This window comes from Citrobacter sp. Cf118, from assembly GCF_030334095.1.
In the GTDB taxonomy this organism is placed as follows: Bacteria; Pseudomonadota; Gammaproteobacteria; order Enterobacterales; family Enterobacteriaceae; genus Citrobacter; species Citrobacter freundii.
Genome location: NZ_JAOWES010000050.1, coordinates 1 through 25,309 on the forward strand (window position 1 = coordinate 1; position 25,309 = coordinate 25,309).

Genomic DNA, 25,309 nt, shown 5'->3' on the forward strand with positions numbered 1-25,309 from the left:
CAGCTTTCCCTTCAGGCGGGATTCATACAGCGGCCAGCCATCCGTCATCCATACCACGACCTCAAAGGCCGACAGCAGGCCCAGAAGACGCTCCAGCGTGGCCAACGTGCGTTACCTAACAATAAACCTGTTTAAATATCCAGATAAAAACATTCAATCTGGGTCAAATGAGTGATACAGTTTCACCCATAAGACCCAATGGAGGCAATATGTCTGAATTTGAATTACTGGCGCAGGATCTGCTTGAGAAAGCAGAAGCGGAAGAACAACTGCGACAGGAAAATGATAAAAAGCTGCTCGGGCAGGTGCTGGAAATCTATGACCAGAAGTACGTGGCTGAACTGCTTAGAAAAGTTGGTAAAAATGAGTGGAGTCGCGAGACTCTTAATCGCTGGATTAATGGTAAGTGCTCACCTAAGGCGCTGACGTTAGCCGAAGAGGAACTTCTACGAAAAATGCTTCCGGAAGCGCCTGCACATCACCCTGACTATGCCTTCCGGTTTATTGACCTGTTTGCTGGGATTGGAGGTATACGGAAGGGCTTCGAAACCATCGGTGGCCAGTGCGTTTTTACCAGTGAATGGAATAAAGAGGCTGTGCGCACATATAAAGCTAACTGGTTTAACGATGCTCAGGAACACACTTTCAATCTCGATATTCGGGAAGTCACGCTCAGTGATAAACCTGAAGTACCTGAAAACGATGCCTATGCTTACATTAATGAGCATGTGCCGGATCATGATGTACTTCTAGCAGGTTTCCCCTGTCAACCGTTCAGCCTTGCGGGCGTAAGCAAGAAAAACTCGCTCGGGCGCGCGCATGGTTTCGAATGTGAGGCTCAGGGAACGCTTTTCTTCGATGTGGCGCGTATTATCCGCGCAAAAAAACCTGCCATCTTTGTTCTTGAAAACGTTAAAAACCTGAAGAGCCATGACAAGGGTAAAACCTTTAAAGTCATCATGGATACCCTCGACGAACTGGGCTATGAAGTTGCGGATGCAGCTGAGATGGGCAAAAACGATCCTAAAGTTATCGACGGAAAGCACTTTTTACCTCAGCACCGAGAACGTATCGTTTTGGTCGGTTTCCGTCGTGATCTGAACATTCACCAGGGCTTTACCCTGCGCGATATTAGTCGTTTTTATCCGGAACAGCGTCCGTCATTTGGCGAACTGCTGGAACCCGTGGTTGACAGCAAATATATACTGACGTCGAAACTCTGGGAGTATCTCTATAACTACGCCAAAAAGCACGCAGCTAAGGGTAACGGATTCGGTTTTGGCCTCGTTAATCCTGAAAATAAAGAAAGCATTGCCCGTACGCTTTCTGCTCGCTATCACAAAGACGGGTCTGAAATTCTGATAGACCGTGGCTGGGATATGGCCACAGGTGAAACAGACTTCGCGAACGAAGAAAATCAGGCGCATCGGCCCCGCAGGCTGACTCCACGAGAGTGCGCGCGCCTTATGGGTTTTGAAAAAGTAGATGGCAGGCCTTTTCGCATTCCTGTGTCAGACACTCAGTCGTACAGGCAGTTCGGTAACTCCGTAGTGGTGCCCGTGTTTGAAGCCGTAGCCAAACTGCTTGAACCTTATATCCTGAAAGCGGTTAATGCCGATTCGTGCAAGGTTGAACGAATCTGATCGCTCCTCCCGGTATTTATGCCGGGAGATAATCTATGGAATATCTGCGTAAAGCCCTGTCAGCTCAGCAATAAACGCACCTAGCGTCATTAGCTCAGCTCTCACCGCCTCCGGGTATTTTTTGTGCAGAGATGATGGCACGACCAATCTGACACCCGACTCCCGCATCTCCCGATATTGAGCCAGAGAAACTCCCTCCTGGAGTGTAAACAGATGCACCTGATGAATTTTATCAGCCTCATTCAGTATCTGACGCCAGCGATCCTTACAGGTAGTCTTGACTGCCAGCATGCGCAGATTTTCTACGGGAAACTCAGTATCGTGGTAAGCCCCTGCGGAAGGGAAAAGGAAATCGGGTTTTTTATTACCTTCTGTGATGGCCTGCGTCGCAAAGTGTCGCAGGCCGTGCTCAATGAATAGATGCTCCAGGTGCAGTTCCAGCGACTTCCCGGCTCTGGATTTACGGCGATTGCTGACAGAATTGGCCAGCGCAATAAATTCATCCACAGAGCCAAATCCTTTCCGGATGATATCCAGAACATGCAGTTCCTCAACCAATAGAAATATGTCGTACTCCACGCGCCGGCGGTCAAGAAGTTGCTCATCCGGATCAAGGGAATTTTTCACATAATGGCTGGCTGCATACTGAATAATTTCACTTCCCGACGGAAAGCGCAGGTGCCAGTCTTCAGGTAGAATATATTTATGATTTACTGGCGCTTGCTGTAGAGATAGTCCGCCTAGAATCTGTCCTGCGGGGCCGGATATAAGCGCTCCGGGTATAACTTCACCAATAGCGGTCTCAATGACGTCCTCTTCATCAGTGCTGGCGCATACCCAAATATTTACTTCCTTACAGTCCCCCCCTTGCTCATCAAGCTTGAAAGCCAGGAGCGTCAGAGCCCCTGTATTTTCAGGATTCTGAAGTGGGCTGCCTCTACCCCAGCGGGTAATCCTTTTTTCATTCCGGGTTTTACCAAAATGACGGCTGTTATAATAAATTGCCCGGGCTTCGCTGTCAGGGCAATCATGCGATGACACATGTGCGGTGAGAAAAACCGAAGGGTTCAGTTCACGGGTATGGTTGATAGACGGAAAGAGTTTTTCAACGATACCTGAAGGGATATAAAGCCCTACCTGGTGACCACCTGTTGCGCCGGTATCGTTGGCGGAAAGGCGTTTGATGTAGACGAAGTAATTCTCACATGCGATCTCAAGTAGCCAGTTGTGGAAAACCGACATAAGCATCCCCTGTTACCCTGAAACTCTACTCACCATTTTTTCATAATTATATACAAACAGCCAGAAAGGCTGTTACAGGGGTCAGTTTGGATATAGAGAATTATTGTACGGTAAGCCTGTTTTTTGAACAGGCTTACCTGTAGCAATAGGGTACACCCTGACGCCATAATAAAAACGTGACGGTACACGATGAATGACATAACCTATATGCGATAGAATAAATGCAATAACCTAAAAGCGATAATGCGGTGAAAAAATGTTCATCAGAGCTTATTTGAGAGCGTCGACGGAAGATCAGTTTGCCGATCGAGCAAAAGATATGCTGGAGCAGTTCGTTCAGGAACGAGGGTATAAAATAGCCAGTTACTACCGGGAGAATATCAGCGGAACAAAACTCGACCGCCCGGAGCTGGGACGCCTGCTAATGGACAGTCACCACAATGATATTTTACTTGTCGAGCAGATAGACCGTCTGACCCGTCTGAGCAACAGCGACTGGATGACGCTGAAAAAGCAGATTGAGCAACATGAACTGCGGATCGTCAGTCTTGACGTCCCAACTTCATGGCAGGCTCTGTCAGATAAAGATCCTTCACAGGCTGACCCGATAACCCGCGCAGTTATCACGGCGATCAACAATATGTTGATCGATCTGATGGCCGCAATGTCGCATAAGGACTGGCTGAGTCGTCGCCAGCGACAGCAACAGGGAATTGAGCGTGCTCATTCCCTGGGTAAATACCGGGGCAAGCAGGCAGACAGTGAACGACACCAGAAGGTGTTGTACTACCGACAGGTTAAGAAACTCAGTATACGGGAGACAGCAGAAGCAACCGGCTACAGTTCTTCTCAGGTTTGTCGGATACAGGCGCTTAATAAAATCACCGGTACTGATTGAATCAGCTTTAAGCTGGATCAATTCCCGCCTATACAACGTACTATCAAACTTATCATCTGAAATGCTATGCTCATCGTTATGTCAAGAATGACATAACGAATCAGAGAGGAATGCATGTCATCAGTTTCAAAAAGGAATGGAAAAGGTTTTTTCTCAGGCGCGGTAATTGGGGCTTTAGGAGGGCTGATTGGGCTCGGTGGGGCTGAGTTTCGCCTTCCCGTCCTGATCGGTAGTTTCAAAATACCCACCCTGGAAGCCGTCATCTTTAACAAAGCAATGAGCCTCGCTGTTGTCGCTATCGCTCTAATTTTCCGCACAAAATCGATAGCCACCGATCAGTTGGTAGAGCATCTTGATATTGTCATGAATTTACTGGCAGGAAGTCTTATTGGGGCATGGTGGGCCGCAGGCCGCGCCATTAAGATGTCCAGAATCTGGCTGGACAGAATCATTCTGCTCCTCCTTGTTTTACTGTCGTTCGTCATGTTCTCAGAAGCATGGCTACCACTGCACAGTATTTCCGGCGGGTTATTTCAACCCGGTATTGCCACAATTATTGCAGGTGTGATTTCAGGGTTCTTTATCGGGATAGTCGCAGCATTGCTCGGTGTGGCAGGCGGTGAGCTTCTGATCCCCACAATCGTTATCCTGTTCGGGGTTGATATCAAACTGGCCGGAAGCCTGTCATTGATGATTAGCCTGCCCACAATGATTGTTGGTTTTTCCCGTTATACAAATGCAGATGCTTTCCAGATTCTGAAAAAAGAAAGGCCGCTGTTTGTATGGATGGTCATCGGATCTGTGATTGGTGCGGCAATTGGCGGACTTCTGGTCGGCCTGTTCCCGGTTAAAGTACTTATGACTTTACTTGGGGTGATCCTTCTTATCTCCGCCATCAAAACGTTCAAACACACCCGGCAAAAATAATTTCGAGAAAGGTATCAGGATGAATAAAAAAGCGCTTATATCTGATTTTATTTTGGTCAGACCCCGAATTTACATTAATGACAACATCTCGCTGGGGCCGGGTAAAATCGATCTATTGCGCGCTATAGATGGGTTTCATTCCCTGTCAGCCGCCGCAAAAGATTTGGGTATACCCTATAAAAGGGCGTGGCTCCTGATTGATACGTTAAACAAAGGGATAGGTAAGCCCGTGGTCATCACGTCAACAGGCGGCAGCAAAGGTGGAGGCTCGGTTTTGACACCACTTGGCCAGAAGTTACTTAGCTGGTACGACAAAACAGAGGCCAACCTTAACGAGCAATCACAGCAGGACTTGCAGGATCTCGAGAAAATTATCTTCGGTGAGAGTTAACCCATTCGGCTCGGTCTTTGATCGGGCCATAACCGTACAAAAAATCATCTTAACGAATGGAAGGGACTTTCCCTGATTATGCGCCTGATTAACTCTTGTGCAATCATGGGGTACACATCGTCCCGGAGTAATTCGTTATGACTATCACGACTGTCGGTATCGATCTTGCTAAAAATGTGTTTGCTGTTCACGGTGTTGATCAGAATGGCAGAACTGTTCTGGTTAAACCTAAAGTTTCGCGTGCTGCTCTTCCTGAGTCCATTGCAGGTTTGCCTCCCTGTGTTATCGGGATGGAAGCATGCTCTGGGGCTCACTACTTGGCAAGGTTATTTCGGCAGTATGGTCATGAGCCACGTCTGATGGCCGCTAAATTTGTGTCTACTTACCGCATGGCCGGCAAATCAGGGAAGAATGATGCAGCTGATGCTCAGGCTATCTGTGAAGCGGTTCGTCGCCCACATATGCGATTTGTACCCGTGAAGGACGAAAGCCAGCAGGCGATGCAATGCAATGCTTACACCGCACCCGTCAGGGTTTCATAGAAGAGAAAACAGCAACGTATAATCGTCTGCGAGGATTGATATCTGAATTCGGTGTCATCGCGCCACAAAATACTGATGCCCTGCGCCACATAGTTTCTGTGCAGAAGAGCTCTTTACCGCTTCAGGTTCAGCAATGTGTTGATGATTTGCTGGAACACATTGAAGCTAACATCACTGAATATGACCGAATTTTGTCCCGCATGGCCAAAACAGATCATCGCAGTCAGCGGCTGATGGAGCTAAAGGGCGTTGGCCCCACAACTGCCTGTGCGCTGGTCGCCAGTATCGGTAATGCACATGATTTTAAAAATGGACGTCAACTGGCCGCCTGGCTGGGACTGACGCAATCACAATACAGCAGCGGCGGAAAGCCGAAGCTCGGCAGGATCACAAAAGCCGGTTATTCGTATCTGCGAACGCTCTTGGTACAGGGGGATCTTTCAGTGCTTATTGGCGCTGAGAAAAGGAATGACTCATTCAGCCGTTGGGTTTGTATGTTGGTTGAGCGCAGAAGGTACTGGCAGGCTGTTGTGGCCAACGTCTATTGACCATTCCCTGTGTGGGAACGCTCACGGTCAGTACTATTTCCACTGAGCTTGGCGATGGGAAACACTACGCCAGTAGTCGTGACTTCGCAGCGGCAACGGGGCTGCTTCCACGTGAGTACAGCACCGGTGGTCGAACAACTCTGTTGGGGATCAGCAAACGAGGCAACAAAAAGATCCGAATATTACTGGTCCAGTGCCCCAGAGTGTTCATACAAAAAACAAAAACTAGAACACCAGAAAGGCAAACTGGGCCAGGGAATTAATGTGCAGAAAAAGCAACTTTGTTGTGACCTGCGCACTCGCAAACAAGCTGGCCAGGATAGCCTGGGTGCTTACGACGCGACAACAGACGTTCGCGTCGTAAGTCTCTAACAATAAATTTTTAAACAATCACCTATCTGGTTTGCGAATGCTGATCATTGATGATACAAACGGCCGACCGGCCTGTTGAAGAACCTGTATATCGGAATGGCTCATCTGAAGCCGTATGATTTTTCTGAGGTTCATCAGGCGCAGAACTCATCGTGGCGCGATTCTGACGCTGGATAGATTTAAGCAAGCCAATGATATCGTCGAAAATCAGTGTTGCAAAAACGGGAGTGACCATAGATTCGATATCCAAACTGCCCCCAGCACAGCATTTGTAAGCAAGAATTTGCCGATACTCATGAGTTAAGTCTTTCCGTCGTGAAGTCTAGGTTACGGAGAATTCGTCAGCGGTTGCGCGAGGTGTTGATACGTAATTGCCAAGTGCACTTTGACTACAGTGGTCGGGCTTGTTACCACGCACCTCGGCGTGAGGATTACTGAAATCAATCTCGAAGAAAATTTCTGCATCCTTTTGCGAGTTCATTCGTCTTCAAGATAGTGGCTTCATCAGGAAGCTACGCGACTCACGAAGGAGATAGAGTAATGACACACGATGAATTCGAAGCGGCGATGGTCTTTCACGGCCATAAGTGTCCAGCAATGCCTTTAGGCTACCGTGCTGCGCAAGCAGCGATGAGAGCGCTCGGTGTGGAACGGGCAGAAGACAAGGAGCTGCATGTCATAGCAGAAACAGGGAAAGGCCATGCTGCGGGATGCTTTCTGGATGGCGTAATGTCGGCTACGGGATGCACCTACGGCAAGTCGAACATCGAGAAGCGCTATTACAACAAGATGGCTTTCACTCTGATAGACGTGAAGACCGGGCGCTCAGTACGTGTACGGCTAAAGGACGAGTTTTTCGGCAACATGCTCAACTCGCCTTTTGTTGCCCAACGCAAACAAGGCATAGCGCCACAGGATATTCCCGCCGAAGTCACTGACCCCCTGGTTAACAAGGTCATATCGATGCCGGAAGAAATGTTTCTCGATATCGGGCTAAAGAAGCCGTTTGAACTTCCACGCGGTAAAAGCTGCTTTGACACGGAACTATGCGCCAAATGTGGGGAACGTGTCTTTGTCGATAAACTGATCGACACGGAAGCGGGACGGCTTTGCATTCCTTGCCAGGAAAAACTGGCTGGACATACTGTATCCTCATTTTGCTAAGGAATTGAAATGCTTGCCATCGCTGCCGTTGCAACGTTTTTTCTAACCGCTATCATGGCCATGGCCGGAGTCGGAGCCGCTTTTATTCTGGTTCCGATCTTCTTGGCACTAGGGGTCGAAATTCATGCAGCGATGGCCACCGCCTTGCTTCTGAATGCCATATCGACGAGCGTGTCGACAACGACATTCATTCGCAAGCGTTTGGTCGAATGGCGGTTGGCACTCCCCATTTTGATTGTGGCCGTGGTTTTGTCGCCAATCGGGGTTCATGTCAGCCAAAGGTTAGACCGCCATTTTCTACTGTGGCTGTTCTCCGGTTTTCTTATTTTTGCCAGCCTCATGATGTTGTTGTACGCGCCAAAATCTTCTGGAATTCAGCGTAGTGCGCGAAGCCAGATGTTGAGTAGTTTGTCCCTTGGCGGTGTTGCGGGTTTTGTCGGTGGCCTGTTAGGGGTTGGAGGTGGCAGCATCATCGTCCCGGCACTCGTGGGGGCCGGGCTGGAACCCAAACGGGCGTCAGCAACCGCTTCTTTCGTGGTCGTGTTTGCTTCTCTGACCGGTTTCTTTGCCCACGCAACGCTTTCGGGAATGGATTATTCGCTGGTCGGTGCCACCGGTATCGCATCGGCGGGAGGGGCTGCATTTGGCGCGTGGTTAATGAGCGAAAAACTCAAAGGGCAACAGCTTAAATACATCATTGGATTCGTCCTGTTAGGGACCGCCGTCAAGATCATCTGGGGGCTTTTGTAAAATAAACGGAATCAAAATCATGTAAGCACACGATGGCCATATTCATGGCAACTCAACCGGAGCGAAGCTGTATTGGCCGCTCGTTGTTACGCTCGGATTTTCTGCCGTAGAGGTCTTCGCCGATTGGCAATCCAGCTCGTTGGGTTCTGTCGCATTAGCGTAGACAAGTCAGTAATTATTGCGCTGTCTATATTTTAGGCAACCAACAGGTAAAATTGTTCCGCCGGTGATAAAGGCTCTTCAGCGGGATGCTGATATTGCCCTTTACGTATCATATGCACTAACTCAATGCCCTCCATTATCGTCTGCGCTCGCCGAAATGATTTGAACCCCAGTATCTGTCGTATTCGGCGTTTGATATTCCGATGGTCCTGCTCAATCAGGTTGTTCAGGTATTTACTCTGCCTGATGGTGATGGTTTCTTCTTCAGGTTTACTGGCGTTGAGTGTGGCCAGCGCCGCCATGTTGGCACCGCTTTTATCGATGGTTACAACCTCAGTAGATTAGTCCCTATATTTCCAGACACTTTTTATCGCTTAACCCATTACTGGTTCGCCGCCGTAGATATTCCCGTGGCTAACGATACCCCAGTGCACTATGCGGATGCCATTCGTTGTAATGTTCGAAGGCCTCTGCAAAGTTCTTTACCGCTGTTAACCCGTCCGGCTTCGGTATGATGCTGATGTAATCCCGCTTCATCGTTTTCACGAAGCTCTCTGCCATCCCGTTGCTTTCCGGGCTACGTACCGCCGTATGTTTAGGCTCCAGTCCTACCTTCCCTGTATGCGCCGGCTTCAAGGGCGGTATTGCCGGTTTACGCTCAAGCAAACAGCGCATTCTTACGCATGATTCAGTATACGCGTTTGGCATTGATCACCGCCATGTCGTCCGTTTCTGATTGTCTGCGCAGCAGTGCCCACACCCGACGATAACCATACGTAGGCAGATCGCCGATAACGGTATGGATACGATCCAGAGCTTCAATATCATCAGGCTTGCGCTTGCGTCGACGCTCCTGCCAGTTCTTCGACCGACGAGCCATAGCATGCAGTTGCGCACGTGAGACCCGTAGCCAACAGCTGACAAGGCTTATTCGCCATCCTCCGGCAGCAAGGGCACGTGCGCTATCCACTTTTTTGTCGGCCATATTCAACGGCTTCTTTCAGCAGCTCGTTTTCCATGGTTTTCTTGCCCAGCAGGCGCTGTAGCTCTTTAATTTGCTTCATCGCAGATGCCTGTTCCGACGCGGGTATAACCTGTTCACCCACAGCAACGGCGGTGAGACTACCTTCCTGGTACTGCTTACGCCACAGGAACAGCTGACTGGCAGCAACACTATGCTGACGGGCAACCAGCAACACGGTCATACCGGGTTCAAAGCTCTGCTGAACAATGGCGATTTTTTCCTGAAGGCTGCGCCGTCTGCGCTTCTCCGGACCTAAAACATCAATCATCCGGACTCCAACGACTAGTCTAAAAACTAGTATTAAGACTATCACTAATTTAAGTGATACCAACTGTCTGGAGATTCATGGAGCCAGTCTACTCAGGCTCACCGTGGTGGCGAATGGCCTTGCGAAAGAAGCGTAAGGCAGCCGCAGCGTCGCGTCTGGCGGTCAACAGGAAGTCGACGGTCTGCCCCGCGGTATCAACCTCCCGGTACAGATATTTCCACTGGCCTTTGATTTTAATGTAAGTTTCGTCCATCCGCCACCGCCGACCTACATTACGCTTATACTGGCGGAACGACGGTGCCAGGCGCATAACCCAGCGATGAAGAGTGGAATGGTCAACGATAACGACGTGCTCCGTCATCATATCTTCGAGATTGCGCAGGCTGAGGGCGTAAGTCAGATACCAGCGAACACATTGAGCAATAACATCAATGGGATAGTGCAGGCGCTTAAAAGCTTTTCGTATCAGAAGCATGGGCAGGTAACATTATAAAAAAACAGTATGTTACCCGGCGACGTCTTAATGCGTCAGAACCAGATGAGGTGCCATGTGTATGGCACCTCATCTCTTATTGATTCATCGACTCCATAACCGCCTGCCAGGTTATAAAGCCACCACTCAGATTATATGTCCGGAAGCCGTGAGCCTGCAGAATACGGTATGCCACATGCCCGCGCAGACCACTCTGACAACCGATAAAAATCTCTTTATCTACAGGCAATTTTTCAAGATTCTCCCGCAGAGAATCCAGAGGGATGGATAGCGCATCAGGATATTCGCCAAATTGTTTCAGTTCTTCAGGAGAACGAATATCAACTAAACAATAACTGCCCGGTTCCCGTTGCAAAACATCGCTGACATGACATATGGCCGTATCTCCCCTGATGACATTTGCCGCCACCATACCGGCCTGGTTAACAACGTCCCTTGCACTGTTAAAAGGCGGGGCATAAGTCAGCTCAAGATGCTCGAGATCGTTGACGGTAAGTCCCGCGCGCTGCGCGACAGACAGAACATCGATGCGTTTATCAACCCCTTTTTTCCCTGACGCCTGGGCCCCCAGAATTTTACCGGTATCGGGGCTGAACAGCAGTTTCAGACTGATCATCGTAGCCCCAGGGTAGTAACCGGCATGATCAGCAGCATGGACGTAAACCTTCTCGTATCGGGTACCATGGGCTTTCAGTTGCTTTTCATTCGCACCGACGCTGCCAATACTCAGCGAAAATACCTTACAAATGGATGTCCCCTGACTGCCATGGTAAAGGCTGTGGTGATCAAGCATGTTATCAGCAGCAATGCGTCCCTGGCGGTTGGCGGGCCCAGCCAGAGGAATATTAGCGGGTTCCTGAAAGACAAGGTCAGGTGTTTCAACTGCATCCCCCACGGCGTAGATGTCAGGAATACTGGTCTGCATACAGGCATTGACGCTTATACCTCCCCGTTTACCCACTTCGAGCCCGGCTACTGTGGCAAGGCTGTTCTCAGGTTTTACCCCGATGGCGAGAATAACCATGTCGGTCTGCACAAAGCCACCGTCAGACAGTGCAACGCGGAATCCCGTTTCTGTCCGCAGCACCTCGGTGAGTGCCGTTCTGAGACGCAGATCCACGCCATGATTCCGGATTTCCTGATGCAGGGCTGATGCCATTTCAGGATCAACCGGAGCCATAACCTGTTCCTCCATCTCCAGCAGGGTAACACGGATCCCCCGTTCGCTCAGAGCCTCCATCACTTCAAGTCCGATGAATCCCCCCCCGACAAGCGTGGTGTGAGCGACGTTATGTTGCTCAATCCACGCCAGGATAGCATCCATGTCAGTAAGATTTCGGAGCGTAAAGACGCCCTCTTGCTGTAGCCCGGGCAAAGGAGGGACAACCGGCGCGGCTCCGGTACTGAGGAGTAGACGATCCCATACTTCGGTATGGATCTCACCTGAGGTCAAATTTTTAACTGTCACTGTTTTATTAACCGGATCCACTGACGTCACTTCATGGCAGGTACGGACGTCTATGTTAAAGCGGGATTTAAAATCCTCCGGAGTCTTAAGAATAAGTGACTGCCGTAACGGAATTTTTCCGCCTATATGATAAGGCAATCCACAGTTGGCGAAAGAGACATCGCTTCCCCGTTCAAACACAACAATACTGACATCTTCTGACAACCGGCGAGCTCTGGCTGCAGCGGACGCACCGCCGGCAACACCACCAACAATCACTATTTTCATTACATCCTCTCTGTTCACTCGGGGCAAAATGTCTGCCAGATATAATTAGTTACCCAGGCCAGCTGGACGCTGCAGACCTGGCGAACACGGTGGCAAAATTATGGCACCATCAGTATACTAAATAACATTATATAAAAATACAGAATGTGAGAAACCAGCAATGCCCATGAATGAAGACACAAAACGTCAGACCGATATGAAAAATGCAGCCCTGGGGGCAGCAGATGTCTTACGGGGACTGGCTAACAGCGACCGGTTGCTGTTGATGTGCCAGTTAAGCCATGGGGAAGCGAATGTGGCCGAGCTGGAAGCTGCAGTCGGTATCACTCAGCCGACCCTGTCTCAGCAACTGGGTGTAATGCGCCGCCTGAAGCTTGTCGAGACCCGACGGGCAGGTAAAATGGTATATTACCGTATTGAGGATAACCGTATCATGACGTTGTTAAATACCTTGTATGATCTCTACTGCCCGCAGGCAGGCACAGGTAAAGGAAGCCATAACAACGAATAATGTGATCCTGCTTTCCACGCAAACCGTTTTATCATTGCAGCATTAACCCTGTCAGGTTGTGAAGAGCCTGGCCGGTATCTGCGATATTATAACGGGAAAGCGACAGTGGTCCGGATATACCCATCGGTAATGCCTGTCCGGACTGTATTTATCGCTCACGCGTTCACTGTTTAACTTATTGATTTATCGGTTTTTATACTATTACGGTCAGAAAAAACAGCCACGGCAGCACGGATGGTACTGCACTGACAGCAATGGCCTGTGGCTGACAAACCGTTTTTTCTGCTGCCACCGGTTTACATTATTCAAGCAGGCTGCGCAACATCCAGGCAGTTTTCTCATGTAACTGGATACGTTGTGTAAGCAGATCTGCTGTGGCTTCATCATTCGCATTATTAACAACAGGGAACAGGGAGCGCGCAGTTTTAACCACAGTCTCCTGGCCCTGGACAAGATTCTCAATCATGTTTTTTGCTGCCGGAATATCCTTGTCTTCATTAACCGCTGTTAAACGTGAAAATTCATGATATGTGCCGGGCGCGAAGCATCCGAGCGAGCGTATACGTTCAGCGATATCATCAACAGCAGTGGCCAGCTCATTGTATTGATTTTCAAACATTAAATGTAAGCTGTTAAACATGGGGCCAGTTACATTCCAGTGATAGTAATGTGTTTTTATATACAGGGTATAGGTGTCAGCAAGAAGCCGGGACAGACCGTCTGCAATCTCCACCCGGGATGATTCAGGAATACCAATATCAATTATTTGTTTACTCATAACTACCTCTTACACTGTTTAAGTGGGATATACGATATGCCATTATTCTTTCCGGTCTGAGCAAAACACGCTTCATATTTTTATAATAACCAGTTACACCTGGCGTCTGCCACACTAGCCATGCGCCAGAGCAATATCCTGCGACGGGACAATGAATTTCGCCGTGGCACGAGCCACTTTCTGCTGTCCCTTTGCCAGCCATGCTTCGAGCTGGTAAACCCCCCTGCGTTGCCCAAGCAGTCTGGCACAGACCATCAGCTTGTCACCGGTACAAACGGGTGAAATGAATCTGACAGTCAGTTCAGCCGTCAGGGCCTGCACTCCCTGCATAAACAAGCAGTGAGTCATTGCGGCATCCAGCAAGGTACTCGTCATTCCGCCATGTAAAAGACCCGTATACCCCTGATGTCTGTGATCGGCCGTGTAGTCAGCACATACAGATCCATCCGGGTATTCTGAAAACATTAAGTTCACCGTATCAGGGTTGTTGTCGAGGGAACCACAAACCATACAACAGTTATGGGCATTTCTGGCATCAAGATAACAATTCATCTGTTTCTGTTCAGCGTCCGGTTGTACTGACGGGAGGCATCAGGAATTCAGTCAGCTGAGTGTCTTTCCCGGCATCATTCATTCCGGCTCCTGGTTTATACACAGTACGGGTCTGATAAAAATCACCGCCCGTGATGAAATAAACTCATGAATGGCAACAGCGCCCGTTTCCGTGATGATGCTGACGCCCACCCTGGCACGCATTTTCTGCTGTGTTCCCGTCAGAGTTACAGCATTTTTTCCCTTTCGCCTCATGATTAAAGGACTGGCGCCCCTGCTCCGGCTTATTCAGTTCAGTCAGAACACGGGTATCCGGATCACACAGTTCAGTGAACAAACGACGGCCACAGTCAGTCTGGTACACCGCGATCTGATGCCCCAATAATTTACCCAGCATCCGTTCCCCGATGTTACGGACCACAACGCGGCTGACCTGCTGTTGAACCAGAAGGTCAACCAGCTTCCGTTTACCTGAACAATCTGCGCCCAGCGCGGGATTTTCTGTCCGGCTGAGCTCCACACCGCGCTCATCCACTAGGACAAGGTGACTCGCTTTGGTAAAATGATTTGCTACCCGGTCGTCATTCACTGGAATGGCTGTGATCATCTTGTGTAACTCCTTCCCTTTCAGAGTGCATTATTAAGGCCTTGCCCTGAGTGAGACAGTCCACAACCTTAAAACGGGCCGCTTTCAGGACATTGGCCAGTGTCTGTCTTGAAACCCTCATTGCAACAGCCGCTTCCTGCTGTTGCATGCCCAGTAAATCGACCAGTCGTAACGCTTCAAACTCATCTTCTTTTAAATGAACATGTTCAAGCTGGCTCATCGGTCGCGCATTGGGCTTAAAACAGGTATCCGCAGGGCGGCCACAGATGTTACGGGGAATTCTGGGTCTTGGCATGAAGGCTCCTTATTGGTATATGCTATATATACACTCGTAAACTGGCATATGCAATATACTCTGCTCACCGGTGGAGAATTTTTTGCTTTGCCTCTTGAGTCTGGGAGTGTGCAGCATACCAAAGGGAACTATGGAATGACTCTGAACCGGTAGGCGATTCTGCCTTATACCTTTATAGTTGGCTCGGAAGTGTCAAGATTGTCCGTGACGATTCATTCTGCTATTAATTAATAAAACCTATCTCGATGAGGTTTGAACTTGCAATGTAGTTGCCAGATTGCATATCGATATTGAAGAGGAACAGCTTCGAAAACGTTTCGGGTTGGAATGGAAACGCTATACGCAACGGGTTCGTCGCTGGTTATAGCAATCCCGTGGTATTGCAGGCGACAGATAAGTTCGAAACAATAAAGCAAGGAATTCATTATCCTTGAGCTTTTATATCTCTGTCGGCAATCATATTGATCTTAGCCACTAAACTTCATCATAACGGCATTAAATACCATCCCCAGGGCAACGACGATCAGTAGTCCGGAAAACCCCTTCTGCACAATATGTTCAGGTAAATGCTGGCTTAGCCTTCGGCCAATCGACATCCCTGTCGCAGCACTAAGCACAAACCAGAGAGTAAAAGGCAAGGGCAGAGTGGCACCCTGTATCACTGCCACTGCAATCCCGCCTATACTTACCAATGCGACAATCATCAGCGAGGTTGCGATGCAACTGTGAATAGGAAGGGGGGTAAATTGCCGCAATAACGGGACGATAATAAATCCTCCACCCACGGCTAATAGCCCGGTCATAAAACCGGTAACAGCTCCGAACATGAGAAACAGCAACCATGTGTTTACAGCCCAGATAAATCGTCCGGTGTGTTCATCCAGTTCGACGGGATAAGTATGCCTGGCAACTATCTCGGGGGCCCGAACCAATCGCCACGCGACGATTAGCATTACCCCCGCAAACAGCAGGCTCAGCAACGCAGGGGAAGTTCGGTGGGCAACCCATAACCCAACGCTCGTCATGGGCACGCCCGCCAGTATTATCACAATAGCGGCACGATAGCGCACCAGGCCCTTGCGCCAGGCCTCAAAGGTTCCAAGAGCCGCACTCCCGGCGACGGCGACCAGGGCCACCGGAGCAGCCTGTTGTGGTGCCCATCCCATGCCCATCACCAGGGTGGGAATGGCAAAAATGCCACCACCCGCTCCTGTGATGCCGAGCACTGCTCCCACGAGCAGACCTGACAGTAACGAAATGACCATAGGCGTTACTGATGGCTGACAACGTTCGGGGCAGAATTACGATGCATGACGCTTCGCTCGTTTACGTTCAAGCTGTTCAAAAAGCAGCATGCCAGCGACCATTGCACCAACAAAACCCATACCTTTGATCATCCCTGCACCAAGTAATACCAGTCCAGGACCAGGGCAAATGCCCGCCAGTCCCCAACCAATGCCAAACAGAATAGCCCCTCCAATCAAACGCTTGTCAATCTGTTTGCTGGTCGGCAGATTTATCGCGCCACCGCACACCGAGTGGGTGCGTCGTTTCACTGACCGGAAAGCGAAGAAACCCACGCTGATGGCTCCACCCATTACAAAAGCCAGAGAAGGATCCCAGATGCGGGTAATATCCAGAAAACCAATCACTTTTGCAGGGTTTGCCATGCCGCTGAGTATTAATCCAACGCCGAATATCGCACCTGCCAACAGAGAAAAAAACAGATTCATATATGTCCCCTTGAGCGATTTACTGTGCGAGCAAGCTTGACTAAATCCACAATCCCATCAGCCAGACGGTGATAAAAGCAACCCCCATAAACGTCAACGTAGCTACCAGAGAACGGGAGGATAAACGCGACAGACCGCAAACCCCATGGCCGCTGGTACACCCCGAACCGTAGCGGGTTCCGATCCCAACCAGCAACCCGGCGATCATCAGGACAGGCCAGGAGGCAGAAACCTCGATCACAGGAAGCGGATGAACGAGGCCATATAAAAGAGGCGAGACGATAATGCCGATCAGAAAAGCCAGACGCCAGCCACGATCTCGGGTAGCCGCTGAGAGCGCACCCCCGATTATGCCACTGATCCCTGCAATACGTCCGCAGAACAGGAGCAATATCCAGGCCGCACAGCCGATCAATACCCCCCCTAAGAAACTCAGTAACGGAGTGAATTGCACCAGATTAATGGTCATGGTTAACACCTTCTGTGTCATCTTCCTGACAGTAAAGTTGATAGAGGGTAATGAGTAATATCAACATATTCGGCTCATCAATTCGGTAAAAAAACTGTTTTCCCTCACGGCGCGTTGCCACGAGTTGCAGGCGTCGAATGACTTCCAACGTCTGTCACAATGCCAGTTGCCCAATCCCCATAGCACTTTATATGTGCCCCACAGAAGCTTGTCTCTGACTGAGGTGGCACAGCAGCAGTAGCCGGTCATCATTTGCCAAAGCACGCAATACGGCGGTGGCTGCACTGGCGGTATCACGCATTTTTTTATGGCCAATAAACACGTTACTCATGAGTTCTCTTTGTTCTGATCCACGTTCGCGATAACACTTTTAATTCTTATATAATATAATATTATATAATCAAAGCGAGCCTGTGTGAAGATACATCATGCAACGTCCAGATTAGGAGTTCACCATGACACCACTTATCGAGGGTTTTTACGATCCGGCTACCAGTACTGTCAGCTACGTGCTGGCCGATAGAACTGGGGGGATTGCGGCCATTATTGATCCGGTTCTGGACTATGATCCGAAATCCGGCCGGACTCAGACAACCTCCGCCGATCGGCTGATAGATTTCGTGAAAAAGCAGCAACTGACCGTCAATTGGTTACTGGAAACTCACGCCCATGCCGATCATCTTTCGGCAGCCCATTATTTGCGCGAGAGGGGCGGCGGCAACATCGCCATCAGCGAAAAAGTTGTCGAAGTTCAGCGGATATTCAAGCCCATTTTTAACCTTGAGCACACCTTTGCACTGGATGGATCACAGTTTGACCATCTGCTGACTGACGGTGAAACCTTTTAACTGGGGGGCTTGACAGTGCAGGCGTTGCAGGTTCCTGGCCATACGCCAGCAGATATGGCTTTCCAGATTGCTGATGCGATTTTCCTTGGCGATACCCTTTTTATGCCTGATGTGGGCACCGCGCGTTGTGATTTCCCGGGTGGGGATGCGCAGCAGCTTTATCATTCCATCCGTAAGATCCTCAGTTTTCCGGCACAGACCCGTTTATATGTGTGCCATGACTATCCCCTGCAGACAGGGAGCCCCAATGGCAGAGCAGCGTAGCCGAACAGCGGGCGACCAATATTCATTTCCATGATGGGAACGATCTGGCCGCCTTTGTGGCGCTTCGGCAGGCGCGGGATAAAACTCTGGCCACCCGGCACTTCTGTTACCGTCGATTCAGATCAATATCCGGGCCGGTGAATTCCCGTCAGCGGAAGATAATGGCGTCTGTTATTTAAAAATCTCTTTAAATCATCTGTAACCAAGCAGGGGTTATAGTTGGCTGAAATGGAATGGTGTTGATCATGAGTAAAATCATGTTAGTGATTGTCGGTGGTGTGGCTGGGGGAGCTTCGGCTACAGTGAGGGCCCGGCGTTTATCGGAAACGCTCGAGATTATTCTGTTAGAGCGTGGTGCCTATGTATCTTTGGCCATCTGTGGTCTGCCTTATCACATCGGAGGCGAGATCCCCGAACGCCAGCAATTGCTTTTGAAAGCACCGCAGGATTTTATTTAACGTTTCAACATTGATGTCCGTATTGAGCATCAGGTGTTGCAGATCGAGGCTAACAAGAAAGTGGTCCACATCAGGAATGAGCAGACGGGGGAGGTTTGCCACGAGAGCTATGAAAAACTCCTGCTCAGCGAAACGCAATTCGTCCTCCCCTGGAGGGCGTTGACTTCCCTGGTGTCTTTACTCTGCGTATGCTGCCGGATATGAATAACATTCTGGCGCATATCCACTAACATCGGCTAACACATGCCACGGTCGTCTGGGGGTATCGGGTTGAAAATGGTGGAGGCACTGGTCAATCTGGGGCTCAGGGTGACATTGTTGGTGTTGGGTGCCAAAGTGATGACCCCACTTGATGCCGAGATGATTGCCGTATTACACCAGGAGCTCCGGCAGAAGGGCGTCAATTTGCGTTTGCAATCGGGTATGGGAGCGATTACGCAGGTGGGTGATACCCAGCTTTTACAGCTCAGTTTGAATACGGGCGAGGTGTTGGCGACGGGGATGGTGTTGCTGGCTATTGGTGTAAAACCAGATACGCAATTAGCCAGAAGTGCCTGGTTGGTGCCCGGTACGACAAGGCAGAGGTCCATCTCAATGAGCAATCACAGCAGGACTTACAGAATCTCGAAAAAATTATCTTCGGAGACAGTTAGCACTCGGTCCGGTCGGTCTTTGATCGGGCCACTGCAATATAAAAAACCGCCTTACGTACAATATTTTCACTTTCCCAAACGGAGCCCATGATTAACAGTTAGTTCAGAGCCTAGGGTTACCTGAGTCAAGGGCTTCACAGTGCATAAAATCATTTTAATGCCTTACATTTTACGTTTCATTAGCGGCTCGCTGTAAGGAAAAAAGCTGGCTGACAGGTTCTTTTTTCTGACTTATACTATTGTCAAGGTGATGGCGTTCCACCTTTCCCAACCGCCCCGTCCGGGGCTGATGACGCCTGATATGACTCTTGAATTTCAGGAGGTATGTCAGGCCGTTCATAAATCCTTCTGGCCTGTATACTTCCCTTAACGGGGATACATCTTTGATTAATGTTTTTGGTCATCTCAATCCTGACAGTGATGCCATCTGTACCGCCGCTGTCACAGCTGACTGGCTTTCCCGACAGGGCCGTCCTTCCCGTGCGTGGAGGAACGGTGAAGCGAACCCGGAAACCCGCTATATTTTTGAAACAGCCGGTATCCCCCTGCCCCCCCTTCTCGATTTCCCCCTGAAAAGGGAACGGGTATGGCTGGTCGATTTTACCGAACCGGCGCAGGGGCCTGCTGACCTTCCTGAGAGTAATATCATCGGAATTATCGATCATCACCGGCTGGGAGGTCTGGCCACCTTACTGCCGCTGGAGGTCTGGATAAAACCGGCAGGTAGCAGCGCAACAGTACTCTGGTTGCTGATGGATGCAGAAATGCGCCGCACCATGCCCCCGACTCTCGGCATCCTGCTTCTTGGTGCGCTGCTCAGCGACACGGTAAACCTGCATTCACCCACCACGACGGAAGACGATATCCGGACAGCCGCTGAGCTTTTCGTGCTGTCGGGAATAAAACACAAAGCTTTTGTTCACGGCCTTATGGCCGCTAAAACCGATATCACCGGACAGACGGCCGGTCAGATTCTGAATAAAGATCTTAAGACTTTTTCGCTCGCAGGCACAGATGTGCGTATTGCCCAACTGGAGGTGAGCTCACCTGATCAGGTCGCTCCTTTACTGGAGGAACTGCGGAATACGATGGCGCAGATGGTGGTAAATACGGGAGCCGGGCTGATCGTGCTGATGGTAACCGATATCAATAAGTGTTTTTCAACACTCTATTTCGCCGGACCGGAGAGCGGTAATGCCACATCATGCTCCTTACCGGGCATGGTCAGCCGCAAGAAACAACTTCTGCCCTGGCTCGAACATTTCCTCAGGCAAGGCCGGAGACAGCTATGAAAATCTATACTCACGCACTTGTTCTGGTTCAGGGGAAAGAGGATGGCGTTCCCCTTCTCGCACTGGCGGCGGCTCTGTCCCGTCTGCTTGAGATGAAAATCACGCTTGCCCATATCTGTAACGACTACCGGGAGATGAACTATGTCTCGGACAGCCTGATGGACGATGCCGTCTCCAGGGATGTTGTCCAGGCGAAGGCGCTGCTCAGTGAGCTGACATCCTCGGTGGATGAGCACGTTGACGCCCGTGAGCTGGTCACCATGCGGCGTTTCGAGGATATACAGAAATGCATCACCGATACCGGTGCGGATCTTGTGATTGCAGGTCACCGTAACCGGTTTATGGGCACGCTGACCTCACGTTCAGCTGAATACGTTAACCACCTGAACGTGGATGTTCTGATTAAACACATTTACGACTGAGTTACAGGAGATTGCCATGAATTTTATACTGGAAAAAGTCACCGCTCGCGAAATACTTGATTCCCGCGGTAACCCCACTGTAGAGGTGGATGCCTGGACTTCTGACGGGCTGATGGCTCGTGCATCAGTGCCCTCCGGGGCCAGTACCGGTTCGCGGGAGGCAACTGAGCGCCGCGATGGTGACCCGGGGCGTTTTGGTGGCAAAGGGGTGCTTGATGCTGTTAAGGCCGTCAATACTGAAATCTGTGATGCCATCAGGGGAGCCGATGTGCGGGAGCAGCGGCGGCTGGATAATATTATGCGGGAGCTTGACGGCACGGAGAACAAAAGCCGGCTCGGCGCCAATGCCATTCTGGGTGTATCGCTGGCAGTAGCGAGACTGGCTGCACAGGTCACCCGTCAGCCACTGTACCGCTATCTTGGGGGGCTTAATGCCGGTCTTCTGCCCGTTCCGTGCATGAATATTATTAATGGTGGCGTTCATGCCCGGGGTCAGGGCGCTGACTTTCAGGAGTTCATGATAGCACCGCACGGTGCATCAACGCTCACTGAGGCGGTTCGTCAGGGCAGTGAAGTCTATCAGGCCCTGCGTCAGATCCTTGTGTCAAGGGATCTCTCTGCTGCGGTGGGTGATGAAGGCGGATTTGCCCCTGCCGTCTCATCAAACAGAGAGCCTCTGGAATTCATCGTTCAGGCCATTGAAAAAGCCGGTTACCGTCCGGGGGAAGACATCAGTATCTGTATGGACCCGGCTTCCAGCGAATTTTATCGTGACGGGAAATATCATCTTCGCACCGAAAACAGCGCCCTGAGTGCTGAAGAGATGACGGATTATTACGGGGAACTGATGAACCAGTTCCCCGTAATTCTGCTTGAAGACGGACTCGCAGAGGATGACTGGACTGGCTGGAAATATCTGCACGACAAACTGGGCGGGCGTGCTGAACTGGTCGGTGATGACCTGTTCGTGACCAATGTGAAGTATATCCGCCGTGGCATTGAGGAAAACCTTGCCAGCGCAGCCCTCATTAAACTTAATCAGATAGGCACGCTCAGCGAGACATTTGACGCAGTTTCACTGTGTCATGAAAACGGATGGGGGGCTTTTATTTCGCACCGCAGCGGTGAAACCATGGACACGTTTATCGCCGATATGACGGTGGCGCTGCGTGCGGGACACCTTAAAACCGGCGCACCCTGCCGCGGAGAACGAATTGAAAAATACAATCAGCTTATGCGCATCGAGCAGGAGCTGGGCAACGAAGCCCGGTATGCAGGTATAAACGCCTTTGTTCGTCATCTCTGACGGGCATATCACGGACATCAGAGCAGCGTATACCGGATGAGTCCGGTATACGCCTTAATTCTTCTTAGGTGGGGAACGCAGCATTGAGTCAGCTGGCAGCAATTATGATTGGTGGGGCCGTGGGATGTATTATCCGCTGGTTTTTTGGGATGAAATTCAACAGTTTCTTCCCGTCTCTTCCACCCGGAACCCTGGTAGTGAATTTGCTGGGAGCATTTATCATTGGTGGCGCAATGGCATATTTCATTCGTCATCCTCACGTAGATCCGGCCTGGAAACTGCTGATCGTCACCGGTCTGTGTGGGGGGCTGACTACCTTTTCAACATTTTCTGTCGAGGTTTTCACCTTATTGCAGGCAGGAAATTACACGTGGGCTTTCACCTCCGTACTGGTGCACGTGATGGGATCGCTGCTGATGACCGCGGCGGGTTTTTATCTGATAGCGTGTCTTATATGATTCTCAGGTACCAGGCAAAACTAACCTCCAGGCATAATCAAGCACATAATTAATGGTGTACCCTGAGAACAACTGTGCCGGTGAAGGGCTTTGGAGGCAATGCCGGTAATCCGGCTAAAGACAATTACAGTCCGCGACATTTACCTGGGCAGACATTCAGCTACTCAAACAGAGGTGGGTTTACGGAACCCCTCCTCTGTGAGCCCCTAACGCTGACACCGCAGGTACCCTGACATACTATATACTGCGCTGATTAACTCTCGCAGAAAGTGCCTCTGCACTTTCCTTACGTTCACTGTAGCGGTCAACCAGGCAGGCCGTTCTTCCCCGGGTAAGCAACGTAAACTTCATCAGCTCTTCCATCACATCCACGATCCTGTCGTAATAGGCTGAGGGCTTCATCCTGCCTTCTTCATCAAATTCCTGCCAGGCTTTGGCGACTGATGACTGATTCGGGATGGTGATCATTCGCATCCAGCGGCCAAGAATACGCATCTGGTTTACCGCATTAAAAGACTGGGAGCCACCGCTGACCTGCATCACCGCCAGCGTTTTCCCCTGGGAAGGGCGTACAGCTCCTTCGCTCAGTGGGATCCAGTCTATCTGTGCTTTCATAATCCCGGTCATTGCCCCATGACGTTCAGGGGAACACCACACCATCCCTTCCGACCATCGCACCAGTTCACGGAGCTCGGCAACTTTCGGGTGGGTATCCGGAGCATCATCTGGCAGGGGAAGCCCTGACGGATTAAAAATACGGACTTCAGCCCCCATGGCGGTGAGCAGGCGTGCGCCTTCCTCCGTCGCCAGGCGGCTGTAAGAACGTTCACGTACAGATCCATACAGCATCAAAATACGCGGTGCATGCACTGGGGTTTCAGATACAGGGTTATCAGTGAAATCCGGCACGCTGAAAATGTGAGGGATGATATTTGGCAGGCTGTCATTCAATTTGTTCATTGCAGACTTTACTCACGGGTTGATGTAACTGTTGAAACACTGGCTGCGCTGCCCATGCAACACTCATCCAGCAAAAATCCGACAATCTGGCTCAGTTGTTCATACTGTGGCTGGCAGTACAGAGTGCGCCCCTGCCTTTCCTGGCGTATAAGCCCCACAGACAACAGGGCAGACAGGTGATGGCTTAGCGTCGACGCCGGGATATCGAGACGCTTTTGTAACTCCCCGACAGGCAAGCCTGTATATCCAAATTTAACCAGTTCCTTGAAGATGCCGAGCCGGGTCGGATGACCCAGCTCCTTCAGTGCATCTGCCGCCTTAACAATATCCATAACACCTCCTTAAATCTGTATTTCCAGAATAATGGAATTTTAAAATATAGCAATCCTGTAAATCTGACAGCAGTAATGTCCAGGGGCGCATTTACGGGCTGTTCAGAAAAAGAGATAAGCTGTGTAGCCAGCCATTATCGCCATCGAAATAATGACCAGCACGAATGCTGCCAGCAGCCTGAACCTGAAAAGGGCGCGCAACAGGATCAGTTCCGTCAGGCTGGCACCTGCACTGCCGATGATAAGGGCCAGAACCGTTCCGGCCCCCACCCCTTTGGCCAGTAATGCAGCCGCCAGAGGAATAACCGCTTCAGCCCGGATATAAAGGGGCACACCAATAATCGCCGCAGCAGGAATGGCAAAAGGATTTGCCGGTCCGGCATACTGTTCAAGTAACGTCGTGGGCAGGTAACCATAAATTATACTTCCGATAGCTATCCCGGCGATCAGGTAGGGGAAAACACCTCTGAAGTCAGCCCAGGTATCACGCCATAAGCCTCTGTAACGGCGGGGTAAGGCATTAACGTCAGATTGCGGTTTACAACAATTTTCCGGTACAGCTCTCGTCATGTCAGCCTGACGGGAGTGGTTTCCGGACAGGTGTTCGCCACAGCAGGGACTTTTACTGCTCACAGTACTGCCGCGTTTAATTGTCTGGCTGGAAGCCCTCCCCTCATGTACCCCGCTGCGTATGTATTTATCAAAACCCAGAATCTGCAGTAACCATCCCGCAATTAGTGATACCAGAAGCGCGGCGCCGGCATAAATCAGCGTCAGGCTTAACCCAAATGTCGCGGCCATCAGGGCAATAATGACCGGGTTCAGTAGAGGAGATGCAAAGAGAAAGACCATCATAGGGCCAAATCCGGCGCGCGCGCGGATGAGTCCCTTCAGCACAGGAATGGTTGAGCAACTGCAAAACGGCGTGATAGCCCCCAGGCCCGCCGCCAGAAAATAGCTTCTGAAGCGGCCAGCACTGAGTAATGCCTCGATACGTGCCGGCGGAACATGCCTTTGCAGTACACCAACGAGTAAACTGATGAGTAAAAATAAAGCCGACAGTTCGACGGCGAGTAAGGCAAACATGCCGGCGACATCCTGCAGTTCTGCGGACATATAACCCTCCTGTATTTCCGGATGTATCGAATATTAAGCAAGGGTAATACAAACAACCATTACTGTAAATCATATTTCTGGAAACATAGAAATGTA

Annotated in this window: 27 protein-coding genes, 7 pseudogenes and 1 riboswitch; of the genes and pseudogenes, 17 read left to right on the forward strand and 17 right to left on the reverse strand. The window is 50.3% G+C overall.

From position 1 onward, the window contains the following. A pseudogene (locus OGX67_RS01565) lies at positions 1-111 on the reverse strand (IS1 family transposase); the annotation flags it as partial. A gap of 98 nt (positions 112-209) precedes the next feature. Here OGX67_RS01565 and OGX67_RS01570 point away from each other — a divergent pair. Continuing rightward, entirely contained in the window at positions 210-1,643 is a 1,434-nt protein-coding gene (locus OGX67_RS01570; RefSeq protein ID WP_032951294.1) for a DNA cytosine methyltransferase, read from the forward strand. Positions 1,644-1,676: 33 nt separating this feature from the next. On the opposite strand, the gene OGX67_RS01575 is transcribed toward OGX67_RS01570, so the two are convergent. Beyond that, positions 1,677-2,885, reverse strand: a complete 1,209-nt coding sequence (locus OGX67_RS01575; RefSeq protein ID WP_000110241.1) for a type II restriction endonuclease — start codon at positions 2,883-2,885, stop codon at positions 1,677-1,679. A gap of 256 nt (positions 2,886-3,141) precedes the next feature. On the opposite strand from OGX67_RS01575, the gene OGX67_RS01580 reads away from it, so the two are divergent. From OGX67_RS01580 to OGX67_RS01610, 7 genes and pseudogenes are all read left to right on the forward strand, one after another. Then, positions 3,142-3,783: a recombinase family protein gene (locus tag OGX67_RS01580; RefSeq protein WP_009651826.1), complete on the forward strand. Its 642-nt coding sequence runs from the start codon at positions 3,142-3,144 to the stop codon at positions 3,781-3,783. 114 nt (positions 3,784-3,897) lie between these two features. Continuing rightward, the gene (locus OGX67_RS01585; RefSeq protein ID WP_007372378.1) at positions 3,898-4,710 is read left to right on the forward strand and encodes a sulfite exporter TauE/SafE family protein; all 813 of its coding nucleotides are present in this window, start codon (positions 3,898-3,900) and stop codon (positions 4,708-4,710) included. A gap of 19 nt (positions 4,711-4,729) precedes the next feature. After that, complete coding sequence (locus tag OGX67_RS01590) at positions 4,730-5,101, forward strand: winged helix-turn-helix domain-containing protein (protein ID WP_009651828.1); 372 nt, start codon at positions 4,730-4,732, stop codon at positions 5,099-5,101. Positions 5,102-5,238: 137 nt separating this feature from the next. After that, a pseudogene (locus OGX67_RS01595) lies at positions 5,239-6,179 on the forward strand (IS110 family RNA-guided transposase); the annotation flags it as partial. Beyond that, positions 6,176-6,555: pseudogene (locus tag OGX67_RS01600) on the forward strand (transposase); the annotation flags it as partial. The pseudogenes OGX67_RS01595 and OGX67_RS01600, both read left to right, overlap by 4 nt. A gap of 548 nt (positions 6,556-7,103) precedes the next feature. Beyond that, on the forward strand, positions 7,104-7,727 hold the full coding sequence (locus tag OGX67_RS01605) for an FmdE family protein (RefSeq protein ID WP_007372374.1): 624 nt from the start codon (positions 7,104-7,106) through the stop codon (positions 7,725-7,727). 9 nt (positions 7,728-7,736) lie between these two features. After that, positions 7,737-8,477, forward strand: a complete 741-nt coding sequence (locus tag OGX67_RS01610; RefSeq protein WP_032951290.1) for a sulfite exporter TauE/SafE family protein — start codon at positions 7,737-7,739, stop codon at positions 8,475-8,477. A gap of 194 nt (positions 8,478-8,671) precedes the next feature. On the opposite strand, the pseudogene OGX67_RS01615 reads toward OGX67_RS01610, so the two are convergent. From OGX67_RS01615 to OGX67_RS01630, 4 genes and pseudogenes are all read right to left on the reverse strand, one after another. Further along, positions 8,672-8,974, reverse strand: a pseudogene (locus tag OGX67_RS01615) (DDE-type integrase/transposase/recombinase); the annotation flags it as partial. A 13-nt stretch (positions 8,975-8,987) separates the two neighbouring features. After that, positions 8,988-9,931 (reverse strand): annotated as a pseudogene (locus OGX67_RS01620) (integrase core domain-containing protein). A gap of 91 nt (positions 9,932-10,022) precedes the next feature. Then, a pseudogene (locus tag OGX67_RS01625) lies at positions 10,023-10,406 on the reverse strand (IS6 family transposase); the annotation flags it as partial. Between the two features lie 94 nt (positions 10,407-10,500). Beyond that, positions 10,501-12,159 (reverse strand): FAD-dependent oxidoreductase, encoded by a 1,659-nt coding sequence (locus OGX67_RS01630; RefSeq protein WP_009652879.1) that lies wholly within the window; start codon positions 12,157-12,159, stop codon positions 10,501-10,503. Between the two features lie 160 nt (positions 12,160-12,319). Here OGX67_RS01630 and OGX67_RS01635 point away from each other — a divergent pair, with 160 nt between their 5' ends. Further along, positions 12,320-12,670 (forward strand): ArsR/SmtB family transcription factor, encoded by a 351-nt coding sequence (locus OGX67_RS01635; protein WP_032951288.1) that lies wholly within the window; start codon positions 12,320-12,322, stop codon positions 12,668-12,670. A gap of 301 nt (positions 12,671-12,971) precedes the next feature. On the opposite strand, the gene OGX67_RS01640 is transcribed toward OGX67_RS01635, so the two are convergent. The 8 genes and pseudogenes from OGX67_RS01640 to OGX67_RS01675 form a co-directional block, all read right to left on the reverse strand. Next, the gene (locus OGX67_RS01640) at positions 12,972-13,448 is read right to left on the reverse strand and encodes a Dps family protein (RefSeq protein ID WP_009652867.1); all 477 of its coding nucleotides are present in this window, start codon (positions 13,446-13,448) and stop codon (positions 12,972-12,974) included. A 114-nt stretch (positions 13,449-13,562) separates the two neighbouring features. After that, positions 13,563-14,000 (reverse strand): PaaI family thioesterase, encoded by a 438-nt coding sequence (locus tag OGX67_RS01645; RefSeq protein WP_032951285.1) that lies wholly within the window; start codon positions 13,998-14,000, stop codon positions 13,563-13,565. Between the two features lie 145 nt (positions 14,001-14,145). Then, positions 14,146-14,607: a NifB/NifX family molybdenum-iron cluster-binding protein gene (locus OGX67_RS01650; protein WP_009652880.1), complete on the reverse strand. Its 462-nt coding sequence runs from the start codon at positions 14,605-14,607 to the stop codon at positions 14,146-14,148. After that, positions 14,582-14,902, reverse strand: coding sequence for a DUF134 domain-containing protein (locus OGX67_RS01655; RefSeq protein WP_032951283.1), 321 nt, complete (start codon positions 14,900-14,902; stop codon positions 14,582-14,584). The genes OGX67_RS01650 and OGX67_RS01655 overlap by 26 nt, the downstream gene beginning before the upstream one ends. A 467-nt stretch (positions 14,903-15,369) precedes the next feature. Further along, entirely contained in the window at positions 15,370-16,167 is a 798-nt protein-coding gene (locus OGX67_RS01660) for a sulfite exporter TauE/SafE family protein (protein WP_009652868.1), read from the reverse strand. A gap of 36 nt (positions 16,168-16,203) precedes the next feature. Then, complete coding sequence (locus OGX67_RS01665) at positions 16,204-16,635, reverse strand: DUF6691 family protein (RefSeq protein ID WP_032951278.1); 432 nt, start codon at positions 16,633-16,635, stop codon at positions 16,204-16,206. Positions 16,636-16,675: 40 nt separating this feature from the next. Then, positions 16,676-17,104, reverse strand: a complete 429-nt coding sequence (locus tag OGX67_RS01670; RefSeq protein WP_032951277.1) for a YeeE/YedE family protein — start codon at positions 17,102-17,104, stop codon at positions 16,676-16,678. Continuing rightward, a pseudogene (locus OGX67_RS01675) lies at positions 17,094-17,405 on the reverse strand (metalloregulator ArsR/SmtB family transcription factor). Before OGX67_RS01675 ends, OGX67_RS01670 begins: the two are co-directional and overlap by 11 nt. Before the next feature lie 154 nt (positions 17,406-17,559). Here OGX67_RS01675 and OGX67_RS01680 point away from each other — a divergent pair. The 8 genes from OGX67_RS01680 to crcB all read left to right on the forward strand — a co-directional run bounded on the left by OGX67_RS01680 (position 17,560) and on the right by crcB (position 22,805). Then, complete coding sequence (locus OGX67_RS01680) at positions 17,560-17,952, forward strand: MBL fold metallo-hydrolase (RefSeq protein ID WP_223226816.1); 393 nt, start codon at positions 17,560-17,562, stop codon at positions 17,950-17,952. Between the two features lie 15 nt (positions 17,953-17,967). Then, complete coding sequence (locus OGX67_RS01685) at positions 17,968-18,216, forward strand: hypothetical protein (protein WP_230320615.1); 249 nt, start codon at positions 17,968-17,970, stop codon at positions 18,214-18,216. 245 nt (positions 18,217-18,461) lie between these two features. Further along, complete coding sequence (locus OGX67_RS01690) at positions 18,462-18,674, forward strand: hypothetical protein (protein WP_223195099.1); 213 nt, start codon at positions 18,462-18,464, stop codon at positions 18,672-18,674. Between the two features lie 243 nt (positions 18,675-18,917). Beyond that, positions 18,918-19,418 carry an NAD(P)/FAD-dependent oxidoreductase gene (locus tag OGX67_RS01695; RefSeq protein ID WP_052544833.1) on the forward strand — a complete coding sequence of 167 codons (501 nt, stop codon included), beginning with the start codon at positions 18,918-18,920 and terminating at the stop codon, positions 19,416-19,418. A 146-nt stretch (positions 19,419-19,564) separates the two neighbouring features. Then, a riboswitch (Fluoride riboswitch) is annotated at positions 19,565-19,633 on the forward strand. 77 nt (positions 19,634-19,710) lie between these two features. Continuing rightward, a complete protein-coding gene (locus OGX67_RS01700; protein WP_032951275.1) occupies positions 19,711-20,619 on the forward strand; it encodes a DHHA2 domain-containing protein in 909 nt (302 codons plus the stop codon). Beyond that, on the forward strand, positions 20,616-21,041 hold the full coding sequence (locus tag OGX67_RS01705; protein ID WP_009652877.1) for a universal stress protein: 426 nt from the start codon (positions 20,616-20,618) through the stop codon (positions 21,039-21,041). The genes OGX67_RS01700 and OGX67_RS01705 overlap by 4 nt, the downstream gene beginning before the upstream one ends. A gap of 16 nt (positions 21,042-21,057) precedes the next feature. Further along, positions 21,058-22,347: a phosphopyruvate hydratase gene (gene eno, locus OGX67_RS01710; protein ID WP_032951272.1), complete on the forward strand. Its 1,290-nt coding sequence runs from the start codon at positions 21,058-21,060 to the stop codon at positions 22,345-22,347. A gap of 83 nt (positions 22,348-22,430) precedes the next feature. Next, positions 22,431-22,805, forward strand: a complete 375-nt coding sequence (gene crcB / locus OGX67_RS01715) for a fluoride efflux transporter CrcB (protein ID WP_071698676.1) — start codon at positions 22,431-22,433, stop codon at positions 22,803-22,805. Positions 22,806-23,042: 237 nt separating this feature from the next. Here crcB and arsH read toward each other — a convergent pair whose 3' ends face one another. The 3 genes from arsH to OGX67_RS01730 all read right to left on the reverse strand — a co-directional run bounded on the left by arsH (position 23,043) and on the right by OGX67_RS01730 (position 25,213). Beyond that, entirely contained in the window at positions 23,043-23,765 is a 723-nt protein-coding gene (gene arsH, locus OGX67_RS01720; protein ID WP_032951268.1) for an arsenical resistance protein ArsH, read from the reverse strand. A gap of 8 nt (positions 23,766-23,773) precedes the next feature. Beyond that, positions 23,774-24,097, reverse strand: coding sequence for an ArsR/SmtB family transcription factor (locus OGX67_RS01725; RefSeq protein ID WP_032951265.1), 324 nt, complete (start codon positions 24,095-24,097; stop codon positions 23,774-23,776). A 102-nt stretch (positions 24,098-24,199) separates the two neighbouring features. Continuing rightward, positions 24,200-25,213, reverse strand: coding sequence for a permease (locus OGX67_RS01730; RefSeq protein ID WP_032951263.1), 1,014 nt, complete (start codon positions 25,211-25,213; stop codon positions 24,200-24,202). Between the last annotated feature and the right edge of the window lie 96 nt (positions 25,214-25,309).

What these genes read in the sequence shown, in the direction of transcription:
- OGX67_RS01725 (WP_032951265.1), bottom strand. Translation starts at nt 24,097, where the DNA reads ATGGATATTGTTAAGGCGGCAGATGCACTGAAGGAGCTGGGTCATCCG.
- OGX67_RS01705 (WP_009652877.1), top strand. Translation starts at nt 20,616, where the DNA reads ATGAAAATCTATACTCACGCACTTGTTCTGGTTCAGGGGAAAGAGGAT.
- OGX67_RS01655 (WP_032951283.1), bottom strand. Translation starts at nt 14,902, where the DNA reads ATGCCAAGACCCAGAATTCCCCGTAACATCTGTGGCCGCCCTGCGGAT.
- OGX67_RS01650 (WP_009652880.1), bottom strand. Translation starts at nt 14,607, where the DNA reads ATGATCACAGCCATTCCAGTGAATGACGACCGGGTAGCAAATCATTTT.
- OGX67_RS01730 (WP_032951263.1), bottom strand. Translation starts at nt 25,213, where the DNA reads ATGTCCGCAGAACTGCAGGATGTCGCCGGCATGTTTGCCTTACTCGCC.
- OGX67_RS01695 (WP_052544833.1), top strand. Translation starts at nt 18,918, where the DNA reads ATGCCACGGTCGTCTGGGGGTATCGGGTTGAAAATGGTGGAGGCACTG.
- OGX67_RS01645 (WP_032951285.1), bottom strand. Translation starts at nt 14,000, where the DNA reads ATGAATTGTTATCTTGATGCCAGAAATGCCCATAACTGTTGTATGGTT.
- OGX67_RS01585 (WP_007372378.1), top strand. Translation starts at nt 3,898, where the DNA reads ATGTCATCAGTTTCAAAAAGGAATGGAAAAGGTTTTTTCTCAGGCGCG.
- OGX67_RS01580 (WP_009651826.1), top strand. Translation starts at nt 3,142, where the DNA reads ATGTTCATCAGAGCTTATTTGAGAGCGTCGACGGAAGATCAGTTTGCC.
- OGX67_RS01575 (WP_000110241.1), bottom strand. Translation starts at nt 2,885, where the DNA reads ATGTCGGTTTTCCACAACTGGCTACTTGAGATCGCATGTGAGAATTAC.
- OGX67_RS01690 (WP_223195099.1), top strand. Translation starts at nt 18,462, where the DNA reads ATGAGTAAAATCATGTTAGTGATTGTCGGTGGTGTGGCTGGGGGAGCT.
- OGX67_RS01605 (WP_007372374.1), top strand. Translation starts at nt 7,104, where the DNA reads ATGACACACGATGAATTCGAAGCGGCGATGGTCTTTCACGGCCATAAG.
- OGX67_RS01640 (WP_009652867.1), bottom strand. Translation starts at nt 13,448, where the DNA reads ATGAGTAAACAAATAATTGATATTGGTATTCCTGAATCATCCCGGGTG.
- OGX67_RS01630 (WP_009652879.1), bottom strand. Translation starts at nt 12,159, where the DNA reads ATGAAAATAGTGATTGTTGGTGGTGTTGCCGGCGGTGCGTCCGCTGCA.
- OGX67_RS01590 (WP_009651828.1), top strand. Translation starts at nt 4,730, where the DNA reads ATGAATAAAAAAGCGCTTATATCTGATTTTATTTTGGTCAGACCCCGA.
- arsH (WP_032951268.1), bottom strand. Translation starts at nt 23,765, where the DNA reads ATGAACAAATTGAATGACAGCCTGCCAAATATCATCCCTCACATTTTC.
- OGX67_RS01610 (WP_032951290.1), top strand. Translation starts at nt 7,737, where the DNA reads ATGCTTGCCATCGCTGCCGTTGCAACGTTTTTTCTAACCGCTATCATG.
- OGX67_RS01570 (WP_032951294.1), top strand. Translation starts at nt 210, where the DNA reads ATGTCTGAATTTGAATTACTGGCGCAGGATCTGCTTGAGAAAGCAGAA.
- eno (WP_032951272.1), top strand. Translation starts at nt 21,058, where the DNA reads ATGAATTTTATACTGGAAAAAGTCACCGCTCGCGAAATACTTGATTCC.
- OGX67_RS01680 (WP_223226816.1), top strand. Translation starts at nt 17,560, where the DNA reads ATGACACCACTTATCGAGGGTTTTTACGATCCGGCTACCAGTACTGTC.
- OGX67_RS01635 (WP_032951288.1), top strand. Translation starts at nt 12,320, where the DNA reads ATGCCCATGAATGAAGACACAAAACGTCAGACCGATATGAAAAATGCA.
- OGX67_RS01660 (WP_009652868.1), bottom strand. Translation starts at nt 16,167, where the DNA reads ATGGTCATTTCGTTACTGTCAGGTCTGCTCGTGGGAGCAGTGCTCGGC.
- OGX67_RS01665 (WP_032951278.1), bottom strand. Translation starts at nt 16,635, where the DNA reads ATGAATCTGTTTTTTTCTCTGTTGGCAGGTGCGATATTCGGCGTTGGA.
- OGX67_RS01670 (WP_032951277.1), bottom strand. Translation starts at nt 17,104, where the DNA reads ATGACCATTAATCTGGTGCAATTCACTCCGTTACTGAGTTTCTTAGGG.